The organism is Streptomyces sp. 3N207 (assembly GCF_052246355.1).
Taxonomy (GTDB): domain Bacteria; phylum Actinomycetota; class Actinomycetes; order Streptomycetales; family Streptomycetaceae; genus Streptomyces.
Genome location: NZ_JBQQBV010000029.1, coordinates 42442 through 59152, shown reverse-complemented (window position 1 = coordinate 59152; position 16711 = coordinate 42442). Strand labels below are relative to the sequence as shown.

The window sequence follows — 16711 nt, the reverse complement described above, 5'->3', positions numbered from 1 at the left end:
AGCAATGACGACCATCACCCGCAAGGACTATGCGAAGTCCTACGGCCCGACCGTAGGCGACCAGGTCCGCCTGGGCGACACCAACCTCTGGATCGAGGTCACCCACGACCTGACCTTCGGCGGCGACGAGGCGATCTTCGGCGGCGGTAAGACCATCCGCGAGTCGATGCTGCAGGGCACCACCACCAGTGCGGAGGGCGCCCCCGACACCGTAATCACCAACGTAATCATCCTGGACGTCGCCCCCGCGCAGGAACTGGCAAGCCTCGTCCCGGGTGAGAGCGCCAGCAAGAACGCCGTCGTGCGTGCCGACGTCGGTATCAGGGGCCGCGAGATCGTCGCGATCGGCAAGGCAGGCAACAGCGATGTCATGACTGGGGTCACCCCCGGGCTGGAGATCGGCCCTTCCACGGATGTGATCTCCGGCGAGGGCAAGATCCTGACCGCCGGTGCCGTGGACACTCATGTGCACTACATCTCCCCCTCGGCTGTCATGGAGGCCCTGGCCACTGGGACCACCACCCTTGTCGGTGGCGGCGTGGGCCCCTCTGAGGGATCCAAGGCGACCACCGTGACTCCCGGCCCGCAGCACCTGGTGAACCTGCACCGGAGCTTCGACGACCTGCCGGTCAACGTCATGCTGCTGGGCAAGGGCAACACCGTCAGCAAGGACGGCCTGGACGAGCAGGCGCTGGGGGGTGCCGGCGGTTACAAGATCCACGAGGACTGGGGGGCCACCCCGGCAGCTCTGGACGCCGCTCTGAAGGCCGGGGAGGACTGGGGCCTGCAGGTCGCCCTGCACGCCGACTCCCTCAACGAGGCCGGCTTCGTTGGTACCACTATCGATGCCATCGACGGACGCAGCATCCACGTCTTCCACGCCGAGGGCGCCGGTGGCGGGCACGCCCCCGACATCCTGAAGGTGGCTGCCGAAGAAAACGTCCTGCCCGCCTCGACGAACCCGACGCTGCCGTACACGGTGAACACCGTCGCCGAGCACATCGACATGCTGGCCTCCGCCCACCACCTGAACCTCGGCAACCCGAACGACCAAGCGTTCGCCGACTCCCGCGTCCGCTCCACGACCATGTTCGCCGAGGACGTACTGCACGACATGGGCGCGATGTCCATCACGTCCTCCGACGCCCAGGCCATGGGCCGCGTCGGCGAGGTCGTGACCCGCACCTGGCAGGTCGCGCACGTCATGAAGGAGTGGAGCTACAAGACCTTCCAGGACGCGAACTTCTTCTACCGGGCCGAGCAGGGGGAGGGCGATAACGCCCGCGCTCTGCGCTACGTGGCCAAGTACACGATCAACCCCGCCATCGCCCACGGTATCGACGAGTACGTCGGTTCAGTGAAGGTAAAGAAGCTGGCCGACCTGGTGCTGTGGGACCCGCGGTTCTTCGCCGTACGGCCCGAGGTGGTCATCAAGGGCGGCGCCATGGTGCTCGGCAATCTGGGAGACCCGAACGGTTCGGTGTCCACCCCGCAGCCCACCTTCCTGCGCCCGGCGATGGCCGACGCGATCGCCTCCCAGGTGTCCTACTCGTTCGTCTCGGACAAGGCCCTCAACCCGCCCAAGGGCACTCACCCGTACAAGAAGGTGAAGGGTAAGGGCGTCTTCAAGGAATCCCTGAAGGCCACCCTCGGCCTGCGGCGTGAGCTGAAGGGCGCCAAGCCGGTCAAGGGCAGGAAGAAGACGGACATGGTCTTCAACGACAAGTGCTTCGAGATCGACATCCACCCGACCCAGTTCAAGATCGCGGTGGAGATCCCGGGGGTCGATCCGGAGGAGCACGGCCTCACCGAACACCCAGGCCGTAAGGGTTTCTGGTATATCGACCAGCCGAACCCGCCGCAGAGCCTGCCGCTGACCCAGCGCTATCTGCTGTTCTGAGGCGACCTGTGGGCACCTCTTCACTCCTGCTCGCCTTGTTGGGCGACGCCCGGCTCCCGTCCGGTGGACACACGCAGTCCGCCGGTCTGGAGCCGGCCTTGCGGGCCGGCACGACATCTGCCGAGGTTCCCGCCTACCTGCGTTCCCGCCTTCGCACGGTCACCCGTGTGGAGGCCGGAACCGCCGTCGTCGCACGTGCGGTGGCCGCGGGCGGCGGCGACCTCGCCGAGGTCGAGGCCGCCTGGGCCGCCCGGACCCCCAGCCAGGCGCTGAGAGCCAACGGGCGGCGCCTGGGGCGCGGGTATCTGCGCGTCCTGCAGACGCTCTGGCCCGGCCCCGTCGACGCTCGCGCGCGCACTTGGTCGCGCCCGGTCGTGCTCGGCCTGCTCGCCTACCGCGCCGGGATGGCCCCCGCCGACCTGGCCCGCCTGGTCGGGTACGACGACGCCCAGACCGTGACGGCAGCCCTGCTCAAACTCGAGCCGCAAGACCCGCTGCTCATCACCGCGTGGGTGAACGAACTGCTGCCGGACATCGACGAGTTGGCCGGTCAGGTCGCCCACCTGCACACACCCGAACAGATCCCGGCCCACGGCGCCCCTCTCATCGAGCGCTGGGCCGAGACCCACGACACCACCACAGAAAGACTCTTCAGTGCCTGAGAACACCACCGCCCCCACCCGCGCCATGCGCCTGGGCGTCGCCGGTCCCGTCGGCACCGGCAAGAGCTCGCTGATCGCGACGCTGTGCCAGGCCCTCTCCGGCGAACTGCGCCTGGGTGTCATCACGAACGACATCTACACCGACGAGGACGCACGCTTCCTCAAAAGCGCCGGGGTGCTGGACCCCGAACGGATCCGGCCGGTGGAGACGGGCGCGTGCCCGCACACCGCGATCCGCGACGACGTGACCGCCAATCTGCTGGCGGCCGAGGACATGGAGGCCGACTTCGGCCCTCTGGACCTGGTCATCATCGAGTCCGGCGGCGACAACCTCACCGCGACCTTCTCCCCGGCCCTGGTGGACGCCCAGCTGTTCGTCCTGGACGTCGCCGGCGGCGGTGACGTCGTACGCAAGGGCGGTCCCGGCATCGCCCGCGCCGACCTGCTCGTGATCAACAAGACCGACCTGGGCGAGTACGTGGGCGTGGACGTCGAGCGCATGGCGCGCGAGGGCCGCGAGGCTCGCGAAGGCGCCCCGGTGGTCGCGCTGTCCCGGCACGACGAGGCGTCCATCCGGATGCTGGCCGGCTGGATCCGCGAAACCCTCGCCCACTACCGCACCGGCGGCCACACCCCCGTCGACCCCGGTCCCATGGCCCCGCACTTCCACGCCGGCCAGGACGGCGAGAGCGGTCACCCGCACACCCACGCCGACGGCACCACCCACTCGCACGACCAAGCTCCGGCGGAAGCTGGGCAGGGCGCGTGACCGGCCCGACCCGCCTAAGCGTCACGCCCGGGGAGAGCCGCAGCCGCGTCCACCACGCGACCGGGCACCTGACAGTACGGACCATGGACCAGGACGCCGACGGAGCCCGGGTGGGCCTGATCGCCACCCAGGCGCTGCTGCTGTCCGGTGACGACGTCCGCATCGAGGTGGACGTCGCCCCCGGTGCCTGGCTCGACGTCGTGGAGACGACCGGCACGGTCGCCTACGAAGGCAATGCTCGGTCATCCTGGACCATTGACGCCGACGTGGGCGACGGAGGTGTCCTGACCTGGGCGGCCATGCCGTTCGTGGTCTCGGACGAGATCGCCACCCACCGTGGCACGCACATCCGGCTGCACGGCACCGGCAAGGTGCTGACGCAGGAGAAGATCGTGCTGGGGCGCGCCGGGCAGACAGGCGGGGACCTGACCACGTCCCTGGACGCGAGCGACGACACCGGGCCGGTGCAGGTGGAATACCTGGACCTGGGACGGCAGGCCCGTCAGATGCCGGGCGTCTTCGGGAGCCTGCGTTCCATGGACACGGTCACCGCCCTGGGATGGACGCCCGAGCCATCCGGTGAGCCGGCCGCGGGCAGCACCGGGCCCGGGGAGACCTACTTTCCCCTCGACCGGTCCGGGGCCGTGCTGCGGTGGATGGGAATCGGCCGGTTCCGTGACAAGCTGTGCGGTTCTACCTTCGCCGCCTGGCGCGAGGAAGCCATGCGCGACTACCAGCGCCAACGCACTGCACAGCGCCTGTGCCGCGCAGCAGAGCCCGGCCTCGGAGAAGGCGGTTGTGGCCCGGTCGCGGACGCCACGGCATCCGCGGCCGGGCGAGACATGCCTGCCCGACAGTCCGTGGCTCCCTCGGCCTGATCCTTCAGGCCGGACGTCAGCCAACCGGCTGGCGGGCGTGAGCTGATGCCCTGGACAAGACGCCCCCGCAAGGGCGAACGCCCTACGACCCGGTGGTTGCAGTTCTGTGCGGCCAGAGCCACACGAAGCGCAAACTCACAGGTCAGGCCCAGACGCACCCCGCCGGACAGCCAAACGAACATTTGTCGAGAGCTAACAAACGAAGCGCTGTACTGTCCGAGCTATTCGGCGAGTTCAAATACCCGACTGCACCGTTACGCGCGGACTTCTCGGATCGGGACCTCAACGGGGCGCTGCGGGCGCTGCGACCACCGCGCATCGACGTCACGATCGACCGCATCCACTTGGTCAGCCAGCATCAGCACCCTGACCGGGGCTACTACACGTGGGACGTCGTCGAAGAGATCCCGCCTGGCTAGAGGCTGTCCGGTCCTTCAACCCGGTCAGTCCACCACGCAGCCGGAGCACACCAGGCCGCATCGAGCAGGCCGGCGCGGAAGCGGTTCATCGGTGACTGCACCGTCGTTACTCACTGCGCAGCGGACGCGTTCCCGGGCCGGGGTCTTGGCCTGGATCGGGCGGCTGGGTGTGCTGCGGGCAAGCCGGGTCGGTGGTGTCGTTCGTCGCCTCCGGATGGGGACGCCCCGGCGGTGGGCGTCGGACGCTTTCGTCATGGCGGCGACCCGGGCGAGCCGCTCCGGGGAGAGCCACGTCGCCAGGTCCGTGGTCCGGCCCTCTGTGTCCGGTTCCTGAACGTCGTCCGGCCCTCGGTCGGCATCGGCCGCCGCGGCGAAGAGTTCCAGCTGCCTCGCCGCCGCCTGCGCCAGGGTGAGCACGGTGGACTGGCCCAGGTCCTGGCCTTGGTCGACAGCTTGCGCGGCGGCCCCGGCTTTGTCAGGCGAGGGCGGGGGGCGGTCCGGGCGGAGCGGATCGCGTCTTGGAGGGCGAGACCAGCGACCTTGGCCCGCTCGTAGGTGGTCGCCCTGCGCGGTGGTTTGCCGTCGCTGGCGACCCACCAGCGGGCAGGCCGATGGAAGTCGGCGGTGTAGGTGATCTGGTCCGGCGCTGGGGGACAACGGCCCAGCCTGGTCTGGGTGAGCTGGCGTGCGTGGCCAGCGAGGGCCCGGGCGGCGATGTAGTCGTCCACGCCCGGCGGACAGTTCCGGCCGCGCAGGGTCTCTGCGAGGTGGCGGCGGGCTTCGGCCAGGATGTGGCGGCGGGCGAAGACGCCCCGCATCACGTAGACGACGGCAGCGACGTCAAGCGCGGCGAGCGCGGCGAGCGCGGCGAGCGCGGCGAGCGCGGCGAGCGCGGCGAGCGCGGCGAGCGCAGTGTCCACCAGTGGGCGAACCCGCTCCCGGATCGCCGCGCCGGCCGCCCGGCACCGCTCCAGCAAGCCGTCAACCACGTGGGCGCCGAAGCGCAGGATCGCCGATACCCGCCACCACGCGCGCAATTGCTCCAGGGAACGTGGCCTCTTCCTCTCCCGGCGGGTGTCCTGCGCCGCCCACCACGCCAGGCCATGGCAGGCCCGCTCGCCGGGCAGCCGCCCGTGCTTGGCCACGTACGCGTCGGTGATGCCCTCCAGGGTGGTCTCTATCTGCTACCGGCGCGTGGCGGACCAGTCGATCAGGGCCTGCGGCACGCCAGCTCTCTCCATTACTGGGCGCAGGCCCGGCGTGACAGTCCGCGGCTCGGTCGCCAAGCCCAGTTCCTCGCATACCTGGGTGGTGATCACGAGAGTGTAGAGCGTCCCGGCCGCGACGATGTGCTGATACAGGCGTCGGGTGTCGAGGTTGCCCCAGGCGCCGTCCGGGCGCTGCGCTTTGATGGAGGCGACGCAATGGTCGTGCAGGAGCGGGAAGTTGTCGCGGTTCGCGAAATGCCGGAAGCGGGCCACTGCCAGGGCAGGGGCGCTCGCGCGGTGACGGCCGCCGCTGCCCCACCGGACCTCGGTGACCGTGTCCTCCAGCCAGCCGAGGGTCTGGGCTATCGCGTGTTCGTGTGCCTTCTCGATGGTCGAGCGCACTTGGCTGCTGCCGAGCGCCCACAGCAGGGTGATGGTGGCCTGCGGCCGGAACACGAGATCCAGAGCTAGGGCGTGTTTGACTGAGGTCACAGGGACTGCCCTATCAGGGTGAGTTGGACGGTCGCTTCGTAGCGGATGGCCAACTTGTCGTAGCACGTCGCGACGCCGCGGGCCTGTTTGAGGAGCCCGATCCGGCACTCGACTCGGTGTCTGGCCTTGTACTTCTCACGGTCGAAGCCGGGTGGCCGACCGCCTGCCGAGCCCCGGCGGAGGCGGTGTCGGGCCTGGTCACGCTTCTCCGGGATGGTGTGTGGGATCTGCCGTCGGCGCAGGTACTCGCGAATCTGACGGGAGGAACAGGCACGGTCGGCCAGACACGACCGGGGCGGACGCGAGGGCGCCCACCACCGGGTCGAGGTACGTGAATGCGGTCCATGACCTGCGGGAACTGAGGCGTACACCCCAACGTGCTCAGGTAGGTACAGCGCTACTACGTGCCCACGCCTTGGCGTAGTGCCGCTGCCAGGTCAGGGGCCAGTCGGGATTCCAGTCCGGATCGATGGCCTCCAGCCGCTCCCGCCGGGCCTTGGCCCGCTCCGGCTTCTTGCCCAGGCCCCCGGGCTTGCGAGCCTGGTGCAGCCGCTCCCCGACCGCCACACCCCCCAGAGCCGCGTCGCGGGGAGCGGCGAGGGTGTGGTGCTCGGCGAAGTAGAGCGTGCACACGTCCAGGAACTCCGTGAACGCCTGGTCGCGGGGATCGAAGACGAACCCGGTCTCGGCCAGCAGCTCGGTGCGCCAGTCCGCCAGCTCGCCCCGTCGCCAGGCGCGGCGCTGCTCGGCCGCCCACTGGCCGACCGGACAGGCCACCTTGTGGTCGCCCAGGTCGACGGTGGCGGTGTAAGGCACGTTGGCGAGTCCGTGCTCAGCCGCGAAGGCGCGGACGGCTTCCAGGCCGGTGAGCCAGGCGGTGGCCTCCGGGCGCAGGACGCGGGTGCGCACCAGCCGTGCGATCTCCTCCGCTTCGCGGGGGCGGCGGGAGAAGTGCAGCAGCGCCAGCTCGGCCCCGTGCTCGTGGCCGTCGGGCTTCTCCTCCTGGTCGTGGTCCTCTTCGGCCGACTCACCGCCCTCGGGGGAGGTGTCGGTCTGTCGGGGGTCTCCGGCCGGGTCGGCGGCAAGGACGTCCTCCGGTGTGCCGCTGCGCCCGGCCGGTCGCAGCACCAGGCGCTCAACGATGCGCGGGTCGAAAGAGCCACACGCAGCGTCACGTCCCACACGGCGAGAGCCAGAGCCCGAACCCGTGTAGAACCGCCTTCACGACTCGTGGATAGAGCCGCCCAGGACAGGACGGTGTCCCTGCTCGATGTCGTGTCACTGGGCGAGGACGCCCAGGTCTCGCACCACCTGGGCGAGTGCGCGGACGGGTTCCGTCTCGGCGTCGGACCGCCAGACCAGGCCCCATCTGAGCAGGTGGGAGTCGGTGATCGGGAGGTAGGCGATGTCCGGGCGGGCGCAGTAGCGGGCTGCGTGGGCGCTGGTGAGATCGATGGCGTGGGACGTGGCCACGATCGTGGGCACCTCCTCACAGCTGGCGACGGTGTGGGTGCGTCCGATGGCGCGTCCCGAGGGGGTCGTGAACGGGCTGTAGGCGTCCTCCCAATACGCGGGTTGAGGATCGCTGGGCCCGAACAGTCCACGATCGCCGAATACCTCCATGGACACGTTCTTGTCGTCGACGAGGGGGTGGGTCGCGGCCGTCATCGCGACCATGGGTTCGGTGCAGATGACGGGACCGACGCTGAGGTCACGTTCCTCGATCGGCAGCCATGCGACGAGTACGTCGATGTCACCCTGGCGCAGCGAATCGAAGGGATTGACGAACGGGCTGTGCCGAACCTTCAGTTGCCACTGGGGATGGCGAGAGCGGAACGATTCCCAGAAGGGCAGGAGGTCGTGAGCGTTCTCGCCGATCATTCCCACCCGGAGCACGGCGGTGCCGCCGCGGGCGGCGAGCGCGGCTCGATCCAGGCTGCGCCGCAGGGCGTCCGGGATCGGCAGGAGGTCTTCGCGGAGCTGCCGGCCGAGGGCGGTGAGCCGCACCGTGCGGCTGCTGCGGTCGAAGAGCCTGCCGCCGATGCTGCGCTCCTGTTTGGAGATGGACTGACTGACCGACGCCTGGGCGATTCGCAGCCGTTCAGCGGTGCGCCCGAAGTGCAGTTCGTCGGCCAAAGTCAGGAATATCTCGATATCGCGCAACTGCATGGTACAGATCTCTCCATTGATAGCTCGCAGTGATCGCAAGCATAAGAAAAACATCCTTGATCGAGTGCCTGACCTCGAGCAAGCTGACTGCACATTCCGCCTCCGGAGGAGTTCCACGGATGCGGTCATTCCCAACAAGCCGCATTCACAGCACATTTGAGTTCGTGGCGGGAAGCCCCGCGATCCGGGGCGCAGGTGGAAGGTCCGCTCGCGGAAATCGGGTAACCGGTCGCGGCCGATCGACTCACGCGTCGGAATCGGGGTCACCGGCAGTCCATGGCCCGGCAGGGGAGGCAGTGGGCTACCGGTGAGTGACGGGGGAATCGCGTGCTGTTTGTACCGGAGTCCACGTGGCACCGAGAACCGCGCCACATCTCGCGGCGGAAATTCACGGATACTGAAAAGGTAGTTGAATGGGTCACACCTGATGTGCCGGGCGGTCACATCCGGGCTGCTGCCACGGCGCTGTTCGGCGGCGCGGTCACTGGCGCGCCGTCGGCGGGAGCGGCACCCGGGGCTGAGCGGTCGGCATTGGCCGGCGCGAAGGCCGGAGCCTCGAAGTGCAGGAAGTGAGATGCCCTACGAGGTGAGGTCGGGACAGGGAGTACGGGGGTCTCCCCGTCCCCGGAGCACCGAGCCCGGCTCCCTCACATTGCCGCGCCACCGGCCGATGAGTTTCTCCGCGATCCGCGGTCATAGACATGATTGATGCACCACGGCGACGAGCGATTGACGCACCACGGCAGCGTGGGACAAGCGCACGCTGATGGCGCCGGCTAAGAACCAGACACGAGATACCGAGGACCTGAGATGCGTACCCTGATCAGCACCGCTTTCGTTTCGCTCGACGGCGTCGTGGAGGCCCCGGGCGGCGAGCCCGGCTACCGCAACTCCGGCTGGACCTTCAAGGAGGTCGAGTTCGTCGAGGAAGCCTTCGAGATCAAGGGCCGGGAGCAGAAAGAAGCCACCGCAATGATGCTGGGCCGCACCAGCTACGAGACGTTCAGCCCGGTCTGGCCGAATATGGAGGAGTTCGCCGACTACAAGCCGATCCCGAAGTACATCGTCTCCACCACGCTCAGCGAGGGCGACCTGGTCTCGGGCTGGGGCGAGACCACCATCCTGCGCTCGCTCGACGAGGTCGCGGCGCTCAAGGAGACCGAGGGCGGCCCGATCATCATGCACGGCAGCGCCACCCTCAACCGCAACCTCTCCGACGCCGGCCTGATCGACCGCTACCACTTGCTCGTCTTCCCACTGCTGCTCGGGGCCGGCAAGAAACTGTTCAGTGACACCGACAAGGACACCCAGAAGCTGAAGCTTGTCGAGCACGAGGCCTACGCCAACGGCATCCAGAAGAACGTCTTCGACGTCGTCCGCTGACACCAACTGACGAACAGTTGCCGGCGCCTGGGTGTCAGGAGGCGGGACATGCGCAGTCGTTCACGGTGATGTTGACGGAGCGGTAGCCCATCGCCTTGTTGTGCTTCGTGGCGTCGAAGCCGAGGCAGAAGGCGGTGTCGACATCAGGACTCCCCTTCTGGGCCTCGTCTGCCGCTCCAGCATGCGGCAGAAGTCGAGCGCAGCTGGTTGCGGATGGTGCTGAGCGCGCAGGGGAGGGCCCCGTGGCCGACGGTCAGTGGTGTCTTCGGCGAATTCCACGTGGATGATGCCGACGTGGACCAGGCATTCACAGCCTGGCGTGAGGCATGTGAAGACTCCCGTGCTGTCGCGACGCCTTCGAGTCCCTCGATGACATGGTGGACTTCCGGGGCGAGGCCGTCTCGCTCCGCTACGTCCTGACGCACATGATCGAGGAGTATGCCGTCACAACGGCCGCGCCGACCTGCTGCGCGAAGCGATCGACGGCGCGATCGGCGAGTAGGGCGCCGTGCGTTCTGGATCGGTGGGATCTCCTGCAGTCGGCGCGTCGGAATGACCGGTGGCAGATCTTGCGACGTGAGCTTCGCGGGATGATCACTGCATGGCTGGTGTGATCACGGCGTCGGAGCCGCCCGGGATAGCCGCATTCACCGGACTGAGCCCGCGATGTTTCGGCAAGCTCGTGGCTGCTCTGCGGCGTGAAGGGGCGGAGGTGGACCGGCGGGGGTAGACACCGGTTTCGGAAGGGTGCTGATCGTGGACGGGACGGTGCACCATGAGGCGCTTGATGACCGGGCGCGGGGTGGAAGGACTCCGCCACCGAGCTGTCGCAGCAGTCCGGTTGAAGCTGAGGGCAGCCTGATCCGGGAGACACCGACGAGGGGGAGAAGCAGCCCCGCAACGCCGGGACGCATCGGCACTACCAGACGATGCGGATCCGGCAAACGAGACGAGAAGGTGTTCGAGAAGAATCAGTGCCGAAGTTCCGTAAATGGCCTGCCAGCTCAAATCTGATAGATATGGGCTGGTCAGCAGTGCGTGGATGGCCTTCGGGACGTCCAACTCCGCAGCCGGGGGAAGCCGCCGGTGGGGACGCCATGGTGAAGGACTGCGGCGTTGTCATGGCGATACTGCCTGGGCAACAGCTGGGCACCTCCCTCGTCGATCGGTTGTGTGGCGAACGTGGGAACCGTCCCCGGTCGCCGTTCCTCCTGGCCAGTAAGGCCAGATCTTTGTGCAGAACTCTGCACCGACGCTCAAGGCAGCCTCCACCGGCGGGACTCGGACGAGGCCGGCCTGCCCTCTGCCGTCGCCATCGTCTCGCCCTACGAGCTGACCGTCCCCTACGCGCGCAGGGGCGAGATCCGATGGAAGGGCTTCCTCGTGCACGTTACCGAGATCTGCGACCCGGACACGGTGAGCGTGCTCCGATGTGACCACCACCAAGGCCGCCGTCCACGAACCAAGGCCCTCCCCGGCATCCTGGCCAACCTCAATCACAGGGACCTGCTGTCGAAGGAGCACTTTGTCGACGGCGGTTCCCTCTCCGTCCAATCAAGCAGCAGGTTGTCCGCAACCACGGCCTCGGCCTGGTCGGAGATCAGGGCTGAGAGCACCCGACAGTCCCGCAAGGGCACCGTCTTCCACGCGACGCCTTCGCCATCGACTGGGACGTGAAGGAGGTCACCTGCCCACAGGGCAAGGGGGGCCGCCGGTGGTCGACACCGCCGTCCCTCGCGCGCTACGTCAACGTTGAGTTCTCCCCAGACGACTGCCGCCAGTGCCCGGTGAAGACCGCCTGCCCGAGCACCGACGGCGGAAAGTCTCGTTCCTGCCCCGCGAGCTCTACGACATCCAGTCCGAGTCGCGCACCGAGCAGCAGACCCAGGAGTGACTCGCCCGCTACTCACTGCGGGCCGCCATCGAGAGCACCATCAGCGAGTTCGTCAACGGTCACGGCATGCGCCAGTGCCGCTACCGCAGTGAAGACAAGGCCGACGTCCAGCACGTCCTGACCGCCATCGCGGTCAACCTCGAACGCATCAGCACCCATCTTCCGCCTGCACCCGCTCGGCAGTCCCGGAGCCCGACCGCTCTCCAGGGCTTCCTTGATTGGCAGCACATTCCCCGGCCCCGGTCCTGGCGCGTCGCCACCCACCCCGCAGGTTGAGTTGATCGTTCTTCAGGGGGGTGCTCACCGCCTTGCCCAAGTCCCGCAGAAGCCGGACATCGCAAGCAGACCGACCAACCCTCCCATGACCGCCACGGGAAGCACCCGTTTCAGTCCGACGATCATCCGGCGGACCGAGACTTCCAAGATCCCTGACAGCGTCAGGACCTACAACAACTGCTGGCGCCTCTCTGCTGGATCAGTGAGGTTGTCCACCGAGTCCTGCACCCTGTCAATATCGGTGACCGCCTGAACCTGCTCGCGGGTGGGACCGAGAGGACCGTCAAGCGGTGCTGCCTGGGCTGGAGCCGCGAGGCCGATAACCGCGATCCCAGCAGAGCAGCGATGACGCACGGACGACACTTGGCCGTAATGTGTCTCCCTACCCAATGAAGCAGCCTCCGCCTCCATCTCCACCCCCAAGTCGGACTGCCGTCCACAGCACGATGCCCCCGCCGACACGCCGACGGGGGCACACCATCACGACTCCACCCAACGAACGATGGTCGCGACCTGCGAGTCTTCAACCCAGCATCGTATCCGCCGGTGATCCGGCATCAGCTCTGAGAGTCCGACCACACGAAATCTGAGACCTACGGCGGACTGCGGCTTAGCTGGGGTTCATTGGCCAGCCGATGTAGTACACGTTGATCCAGCCCTTCTTGCCCTTGTGGGCTCCCTTGAGGACCTTCCCGTAGGCCCAGTCGCCGCGCTCGCAGTACTGGTAGAACTTGTTGGACGCCTTGCCCACCAAGCCCTTTGACGCGTAGCTCTTTCCGGGGCCGGTGCTGGAAGTGCACCGTCTCGGTGACGTCGACCGTGGTGTTCGGGGTGTTCTTGGTGCAGGCCGAGGAACCCACGGCAGAAGCGCTCGACGCGCCGGTCAGGGCCCCCGTCACCACCATGGCACCGACGGCGAGTGCGCCGGCTGCCTTGCCGATAAACCTGGACTTCTTCATGCATACCCGCTTCAGTTGACTCTTCATGATTTCATCGGCCTTGAATGCACGGCCAGTTGGCGGCGCATTTCCCTGCCGACGGCTCGAACCGGTGGGTCACTGAGGGCTGCTGCAGGACAACTACCCCGCCCGGACCCTCCGCCGGCCCCCGCCTCCAGGCTCCTTTGACAGCAGCGCCCGAATCGGACCCTGTGGAATGCTCCTGGAGGCGGTGCAGCCAGCCTGCTCGAAGGCAAAGTACTTGATCAAGAGTGTTCTTCTTATGCTTGTGATCGCTGTGAGTTATCGATGGGAGATCCGCATCATGCAGCGACCTGATACCGAGCAGGCTTCTGGCTCTCGCAGAAGAACCGAACCTCTGGCACGCCGCGCAACGGCCACGGATGCCCGAGGCATCGGTGAGCCAGCCACATATCCCCAAGCACGAGCGCAGCATCGGTGCCAGGCTCTTCAAACGCGGCAGCCATTCGGTGCAGATCCACACAAGCTGAGCCAGAGCCGAAACTCACCGCCAAGGCCAACCTTCAGCGCCCCACCAACGCAACGTACGTCCAGACGAGCCAGTCGAGTTCGAAAACAGCTTCGGAGCTTGCCGTTTAACCAGTTGAGTGGTGCGGGATAGTGCCTGACATCCTTGAGTGGTGCTACTGGCTGATCACGAACATTGCATCAAGCTGCGTGCGCTGTGCTACCAGTTCCCGGTGGTCAGCGGCGACCAGTATGACGACAACTGGCTGGTCATCGGGGGTGAGGTGACCACACCCGAGGGCAGTTGGTCCTTCACCGACCCCTGCCTCCTGACCGATGAGGCCCGCCAGATCTCGACGTGGCTGCGCGCAGTCGGTGGAGCAACGCTGGCGGACACACAGTCGGGCCTCTACTTCCTGGAGCCGGTTCTGTCCTTCAGTCACGCTGGCTCCGGCTTCGTTCGAGTCCATCTCTCTCATGAGGCGGCGCCCCCATGGCGGGGTGGCGATGAGCGCTTGGACGAGTACGTCATCGAGATCAACGCGACCACCGCTGGCCTGCGCCAGGCGGCGGACGAGTGGGATCGTTGTCTGGCCCCGTTCCCCTCGCGCTGACCTTGGCAGTTCAGCACTTGCGCCGCGGTTTGGTGCCGGTCTTGTGGTGGGCGGGTCGTGTGTATGCCTCGCCGGGGACCTGCCAGGGGACCCACCGCGGTCCTGCCAGGCGCCCTTGGCCGACCCCCGGGCTCCGGCGCCGGGCCCTCGGCCGCGAACAGGTCAGTTGCAGGGCCAGTTGTACCGCACGTTGTAGGGCAACCCCGAGCTGGGCCACGGCGGCCAGGCCGCCGCCCAGCCGGAGCCGGGCAGGGGGTGGCAGTCGCGCTGATCGGATCGATTGGCCCGCGCAGGTCAGCAATGGAGTCCCATTGGCTCGGCCGGAGCCAATGAGAGCCAATGACCCGCCGATGGCCAGCCGTTCAGCTGGCGGCGCTGCGGGGCCGACCATACCCCGCGCCCGGGGTCACCGGACGGTGGTGGCAGTTGTGGCGGCGGTCACCACAGCGGTCAGCAACATGGCCCCGGCCAGGGGCGACGGTCAGCGGCGCCTTGAGCGCCGGATGGCGGTAGACCGCGTAACCGAGCGCGCCGACGGCCATCAGGCCGTCCAGGACCAGCAGCAGGACAACCAGCAGAGCGAGCGTGGACATGATTCCCCCTCCGGATCGGGGCACACGGACGGTCCGCGTGCGGAGTGGCACCACAGGGCGCTTGAGCGCAAGGGCTTCCTGGTCGACGACAGGGGGTGGGATGGTCAGGCGTGGCCCCGGCCCTGACGGAGCGCCAGAGTCAGGGATCGAGGGGCTAGCCCCGCCACCCCGGCCTGGGCTGCGCAAATACCGGTCCGTGCCTGCTCAGGGCGCTGGCACGCGCTACGTATTCCCTGTCCCAATTGGGTGACCGGGGCGCACGCTCTTGAGCAGCTTCCGCTCGGACCGCTGCACCGTGTTCCGCGAGATCCCGCAGTCGTCCGCCAGCCGCTCCTCGCTCGGCCAGCAGTAGCCGTACACGGGTCCGTCCAGTTCGTGTACCCCAGCTTGAGCTGCTTCTCCGAGCCATCCAGCCCCTCAGCTGCGAACACCGTCCCCATGTGCTCGGCGCTCACTAGAACACCCCGCCCCGGCCGCCGTGGCGATCCTCATGCCGTGGCCTGCTGTTGTGTCGTCTCGTACGCGGTGGCCCTGGCCGGGGCCGCGCTCCTTCGTTCCGGTTCCGACCCGCACGCTGGCCGACCGCGTACTGGACGCGGGGGATTTCGAATCGCTTACCACGGCGCTTCCCACGCCGGCCCAGGTGTCATAGCGCTCGGTGGGGAATGTGAATGGCCCCGCCATCTCTCGGGGAGGGGGCTGCGAGGCCATTTGGCGCTCAACTGGCTGGCCTGGGGTGCGCGTTCAGGGCGACGCGGGGCGGTGGGGAGCGCGCGCGAAGGGGGACCGCTTCCCGCTCGGCCCCCGCCTCGGCTGTTTACCTCCTTCGTCGGCTCCGCAGGACGCGCGGCCGGCTTGCCGCCGGGCGGAGACGCTCATGTCTGCGCCCGCTGCTGCCCGGCCTCCAGCCCACGCACGGACGCGACCTCAGCTCTTCGTCAGGCTGCGGCATCCGGCCTGGGCTCAGGTCAGTGGGGTGTTGGCCAGGACCCGGCGGAGAATGTTCCAGGAGAGGTCGGACTCCGTAGCGAAGGGGCGCTGGTCTTTGGACTTCTCGTCGATGTAGTTGAAGGAGTCACGGTTGTAGCTGTCGCCGTCGCCGTCGACTTCATGGACGGCGGTCTGCTCCGGGTTGAGGTAGACGTGGAAGCTGGCGCCGAATTCGGCGGTGGAGTTCATGTAGCCGGGGCCGGTGGTGCCACCGCCGCCGTCCATCGGGCAGTACACCCGGTGCACGGCGTAGTGGTCCTTGGAGAGCCAGGCGCACTGGCCGGGGGTGAGGGTGAGCAGGCCGAGCTTGCGGGCGTTCCAGTTGAGGTGTTCGTAGACCATGACGTCGAGCTGGCCGGCGAGGCAGAACACGATGCCGGTGGTGTGGCCATGGGAGTGGATGGGCGAGTAGTGCTGCGCCGGCCAGATCTCCAGGACGACGGGCGATCCGATGTCGCCCTTCGGGTGGTCGCCTGGGTGGAGATGGCCATGTTCGGTGGCCAGGTAGTCGTACTCGCCCCGGTCGGAGCAGGCGACGCGAATGTAGGGCGGATGGGTCTGGTCACCCTTGTACTTCTCCACCAGGATCTGGCGCAGCAGCCCCTCCTTGTCACCGGGTTCTGCGGCGGGGGTGAGATGTTTGCGCATCGCTTCGACCTCCCACGCGGACAGGCGCAGGTCCTCGGCCTTGCGCGCAAGGTCCATGACCGCTGGCGGGATCATCAGCTGGCGGGCGTACTCGTCGAAGGAGGTGGCCTGCCCGATCACCAGCGACGGGACGGCCTCGGCGCCCTGGAGGCGCAACTGCCGTTCCTCTTCCTTGGTGATGTGGAAGGGATACTTTGTCTTGCCGTACTCCGGGGGGTCGGCGGGCGTCTGGGCGGCGGTCAGGCTCACGAGATGACTCCTTCGTGTCTTCCGAGGGAATGCGGCGCATGGACGCGCCACATCGGGAGTAGATGAGCGACTTTCCGGGGCCGACGCATCGGCTTTGCTGCGCGTTGCGACGGACTACCACCAACCCGCCTGCAGGGAAG

17 protein-coding genes and 1 pseudogene are annotated in these 16711 nt (G+C 67.8%); 10 read left to right on the top strand and 8 right to left on the bottom strand.

The window, feature by feature from the left end; translation table 11 throughout:
• The first annotated feature begins 4 nt into the window (after positions 1-4).
• The 4 genes from ureC to ACTWP9_RS31870 all read left to right on the top strand — a co-directional run bounded on the left by ureC (position 5) and on the right by ACTWP9_RS31870 (position 4209).
• Complete coding sequence (ureC, locus tag ACTWP9_RS31885; RefSeq protein WP_443249802.1) at positions 5-1900, top strand: urease subunit alpha; 1896 nt, start codon at positions 5-7, stop codon at positions 1898-1900.
• Between the two features lie 98 nt (positions 1901-1998).
• Positions 1999-2562 (top strand): urease accessory protein UreF, encoded by a 564-nt coding sequence (locus ACTWP9_RS31880; RefSeq protein ID WP_443249801.1) that lies wholly within the window; start codon positions 1999-2001, stop codon positions 2560-2562.
• 25 nt (positions 2563-2587) lie between these two features.
• Positions 2588-3331, top strand: coding sequence for an urease accessory protein UreG (ureG, locus tag ACTWP9_RS31875; protein WP_443249833.1), 744 nt, complete (start codon positions 2588-2590; stop codon positions 3329-3331).
• A gap of 83 nt (positions 3332-3414) precedes the next feature.
• Positions 3415-4209, top strand: coding sequence for an urease accessory protein UreD (locus ACTWP9_RS31870; protein ID WP_443249800.1), 795 nt, complete (start codon positions 3415-3417; stop codon positions 4207-4209).
• Between the two features lie 670 nt (positions 4210-4879).
• Here the strand turns inward: ACTWP9_RS31870 and ACTWP9_RS31865 are convergent.
• The 4 genes from ACTWP9_RS31865 to ACTWP9_RS31850 all read right to left on the bottom strand — a co-directional run bounded on the left by ACTWP9_RS31865 (position 4880) and on the right by ACTWP9_RS31850 (position 8497).
• Complete coding sequence (locus tag ACTWP9_RS31865) at positions 4880-5773, bottom strand: hypothetical protein (RefSeq protein ID WP_443249799.1); 894 nt, start codon at positions 5771-5773, stop codon at positions 4880-4882.
• Positions 5774-5812: 39 nt separating this feature from the next.
• Positions 5813-6328 carry a MobF family relaxase gene (mobF, locus tag ACTWP9_RS31860; RefSeq protein ID WP_443249798.1) on the bottom strand — a complete coding sequence of 172 codons (516 nt, stop codon included), beginning with the start codon at positions 6326-6328 and terminating at the stop codon, positions 5813-5815.
• Positions 6329-6709: 381 nt separating this feature from the next.
• The gene (locus ACTWP9_RS31855; protein WP_443249797.1) at positions 6710-7456 is read right to left on the bottom strand and encodes a helicase associated domain-containing protein; all 747 of its coding nucleotides are present in this window, start codon (positions 7454-7456) and stop codon (positions 6710-6712) included.
• A 150-nt stretch (positions 7457-7606) separates the two neighbouring features.
• The gene (locus ACTWP9_RS31850) at positions 7607-8497 is read right to left on the bottom strand and encodes a LysR family transcriptional regulator (RefSeq protein ID WP_443249796.1); all 891 of its coding nucleotides are present in this window, start codon (positions 8495-8497) and stop codon (positions 7607-7609) included.
• A gap of 810 nt (positions 8498-9307) precedes the next feature.
• Between ACTWP9_RS31850 and ACTWP9_RS31845 the strand changes: the two genes are divergently transcribed.
• The 4 genes and pseudogenes from ACTWP9_RS31845 (at position 9308) to ACTWP9_RS31830 (ending at position 12050) form a co-directional block, all read left to right on the top strand.
• Complete coding sequence (locus tag ACTWP9_RS31845; RefSeq protein WP_443249795.1) at positions 9308-9880, top strand: dihydrofolate reductase family protein; 573 nt, start codon at positions 9308-9310, stop codon at positions 9878-9880.
• Between the two features lie 168 nt (positions 9881-10048).
• Entirely contained in the window at positions 10049-10300 is a 252-nt protein-coding gene (locus ACTWP9_RS31840) for a mycothiol transferase (RefSeq protein ID WP_443249832.1), read from the top strand.
• 181 nt (positions 10301-10481) lie between these two features.
• A pseudogene (locus ACTWP9_RS31835) lies at positions 10482-10607 on the top strand (IS5/IS1182 family transposase); the annotation flags it as partial.
• Between the two features lie 1182 nt (positions 10608-11789).
• Complete coding sequence (locus ACTWP9_RS31830) at positions 11790-12050, top strand: transposase (protein WP_443249831.1); 261 nt, start codon at positions 11790-11792, stop codon at positions 12048-12050.
• A 610-nt stretch (positions 12051-12660) separates the two neighbouring features.
• Here ACTWP9_RS31830 and ACTWP9_RS31825 read toward each other — a convergent pair.
• Positions 12661-12801 (bottom strand): hypothetical protein, encoded by a 141-nt coding sequence (locus ACTWP9_RS31825; RefSeq protein WP_443249794.1) that lies wholly within the window; start codon positions 12799-12801, stop codon positions 12661-12663.
• 56 nt (positions 12802-12857) lie between these two features.
• On the opposite strand from ACTWP9_RS31825, the gene ACTWP9_RS31820 reads away from it, so the two are divergent.
• Together ACTWP9_RS31820 and ACTWP9_RS31815 are read left to right on the top strand one after the other, a co-directional pair.
• Complete coding sequence (locus tag ACTWP9_RS31820) at positions 12858-13028, top strand: hypothetical protein (protein WP_443249793.1); 171 nt, start codon at positions 12858-12860, stop codon at positions 13026-13028.
• 622 nt (positions 13029-13650) lie between these two features.
• Positions 13651-14091, top strand: a complete 441-nt coding sequence (locus ACTWP9_RS31815; protein WP_443249792.1) for a WapI family immunity protein — start codon at positions 13651-13653, stop codon at positions 14089-14091.
• Between the two features lie 362 nt (positions 14092-14453).
• On the opposite strand, the gene ACTWP9_RS31810 is transcribed toward ACTWP9_RS31815, so the two are convergent.
• The 3 genes from ACTWP9_RS31810 to ACTWP9_RS31800 all read right to left on the bottom strand — a co-directional run bounded on the left by ACTWP9_RS31810 (position 14454) and on the right by ACTWP9_RS31800 (position 16571).
• Complete coding sequence (locus ACTWP9_RS31810; RefSeq protein WP_443249791.1) at positions 14454-14684, bottom strand: hypothetical protein; 231 nt, start codon at positions 14682-14684, stop codon at positions 14454-14456.
• 222 nt (positions 14685-14906) lie between these two features.
• Positions 14907-15044 carry a helix-turn-helix domain-containing protein gene (locus ACTWP9_RS31805; protein ID WP_443249790.1) on the bottom strand — a complete coding sequence of 46 codons (138 nt, stop codon included), beginning with the start codon at positions 15042-15044 and terminating at the stop codon, positions 14907-14909.
• Between the two features lie 603 nt (positions 15045-15647).
• Entirely contained in the window at positions 15648-16571 is a 924-nt protein-coding gene (locus tag ACTWP9_RS31800) for a hypothetical protein (RefSeq protein WP_443249789.1), read from the bottom strand.
• Between the last annotated feature and the right edge of the window lie 140 nt (positions 16572-16711).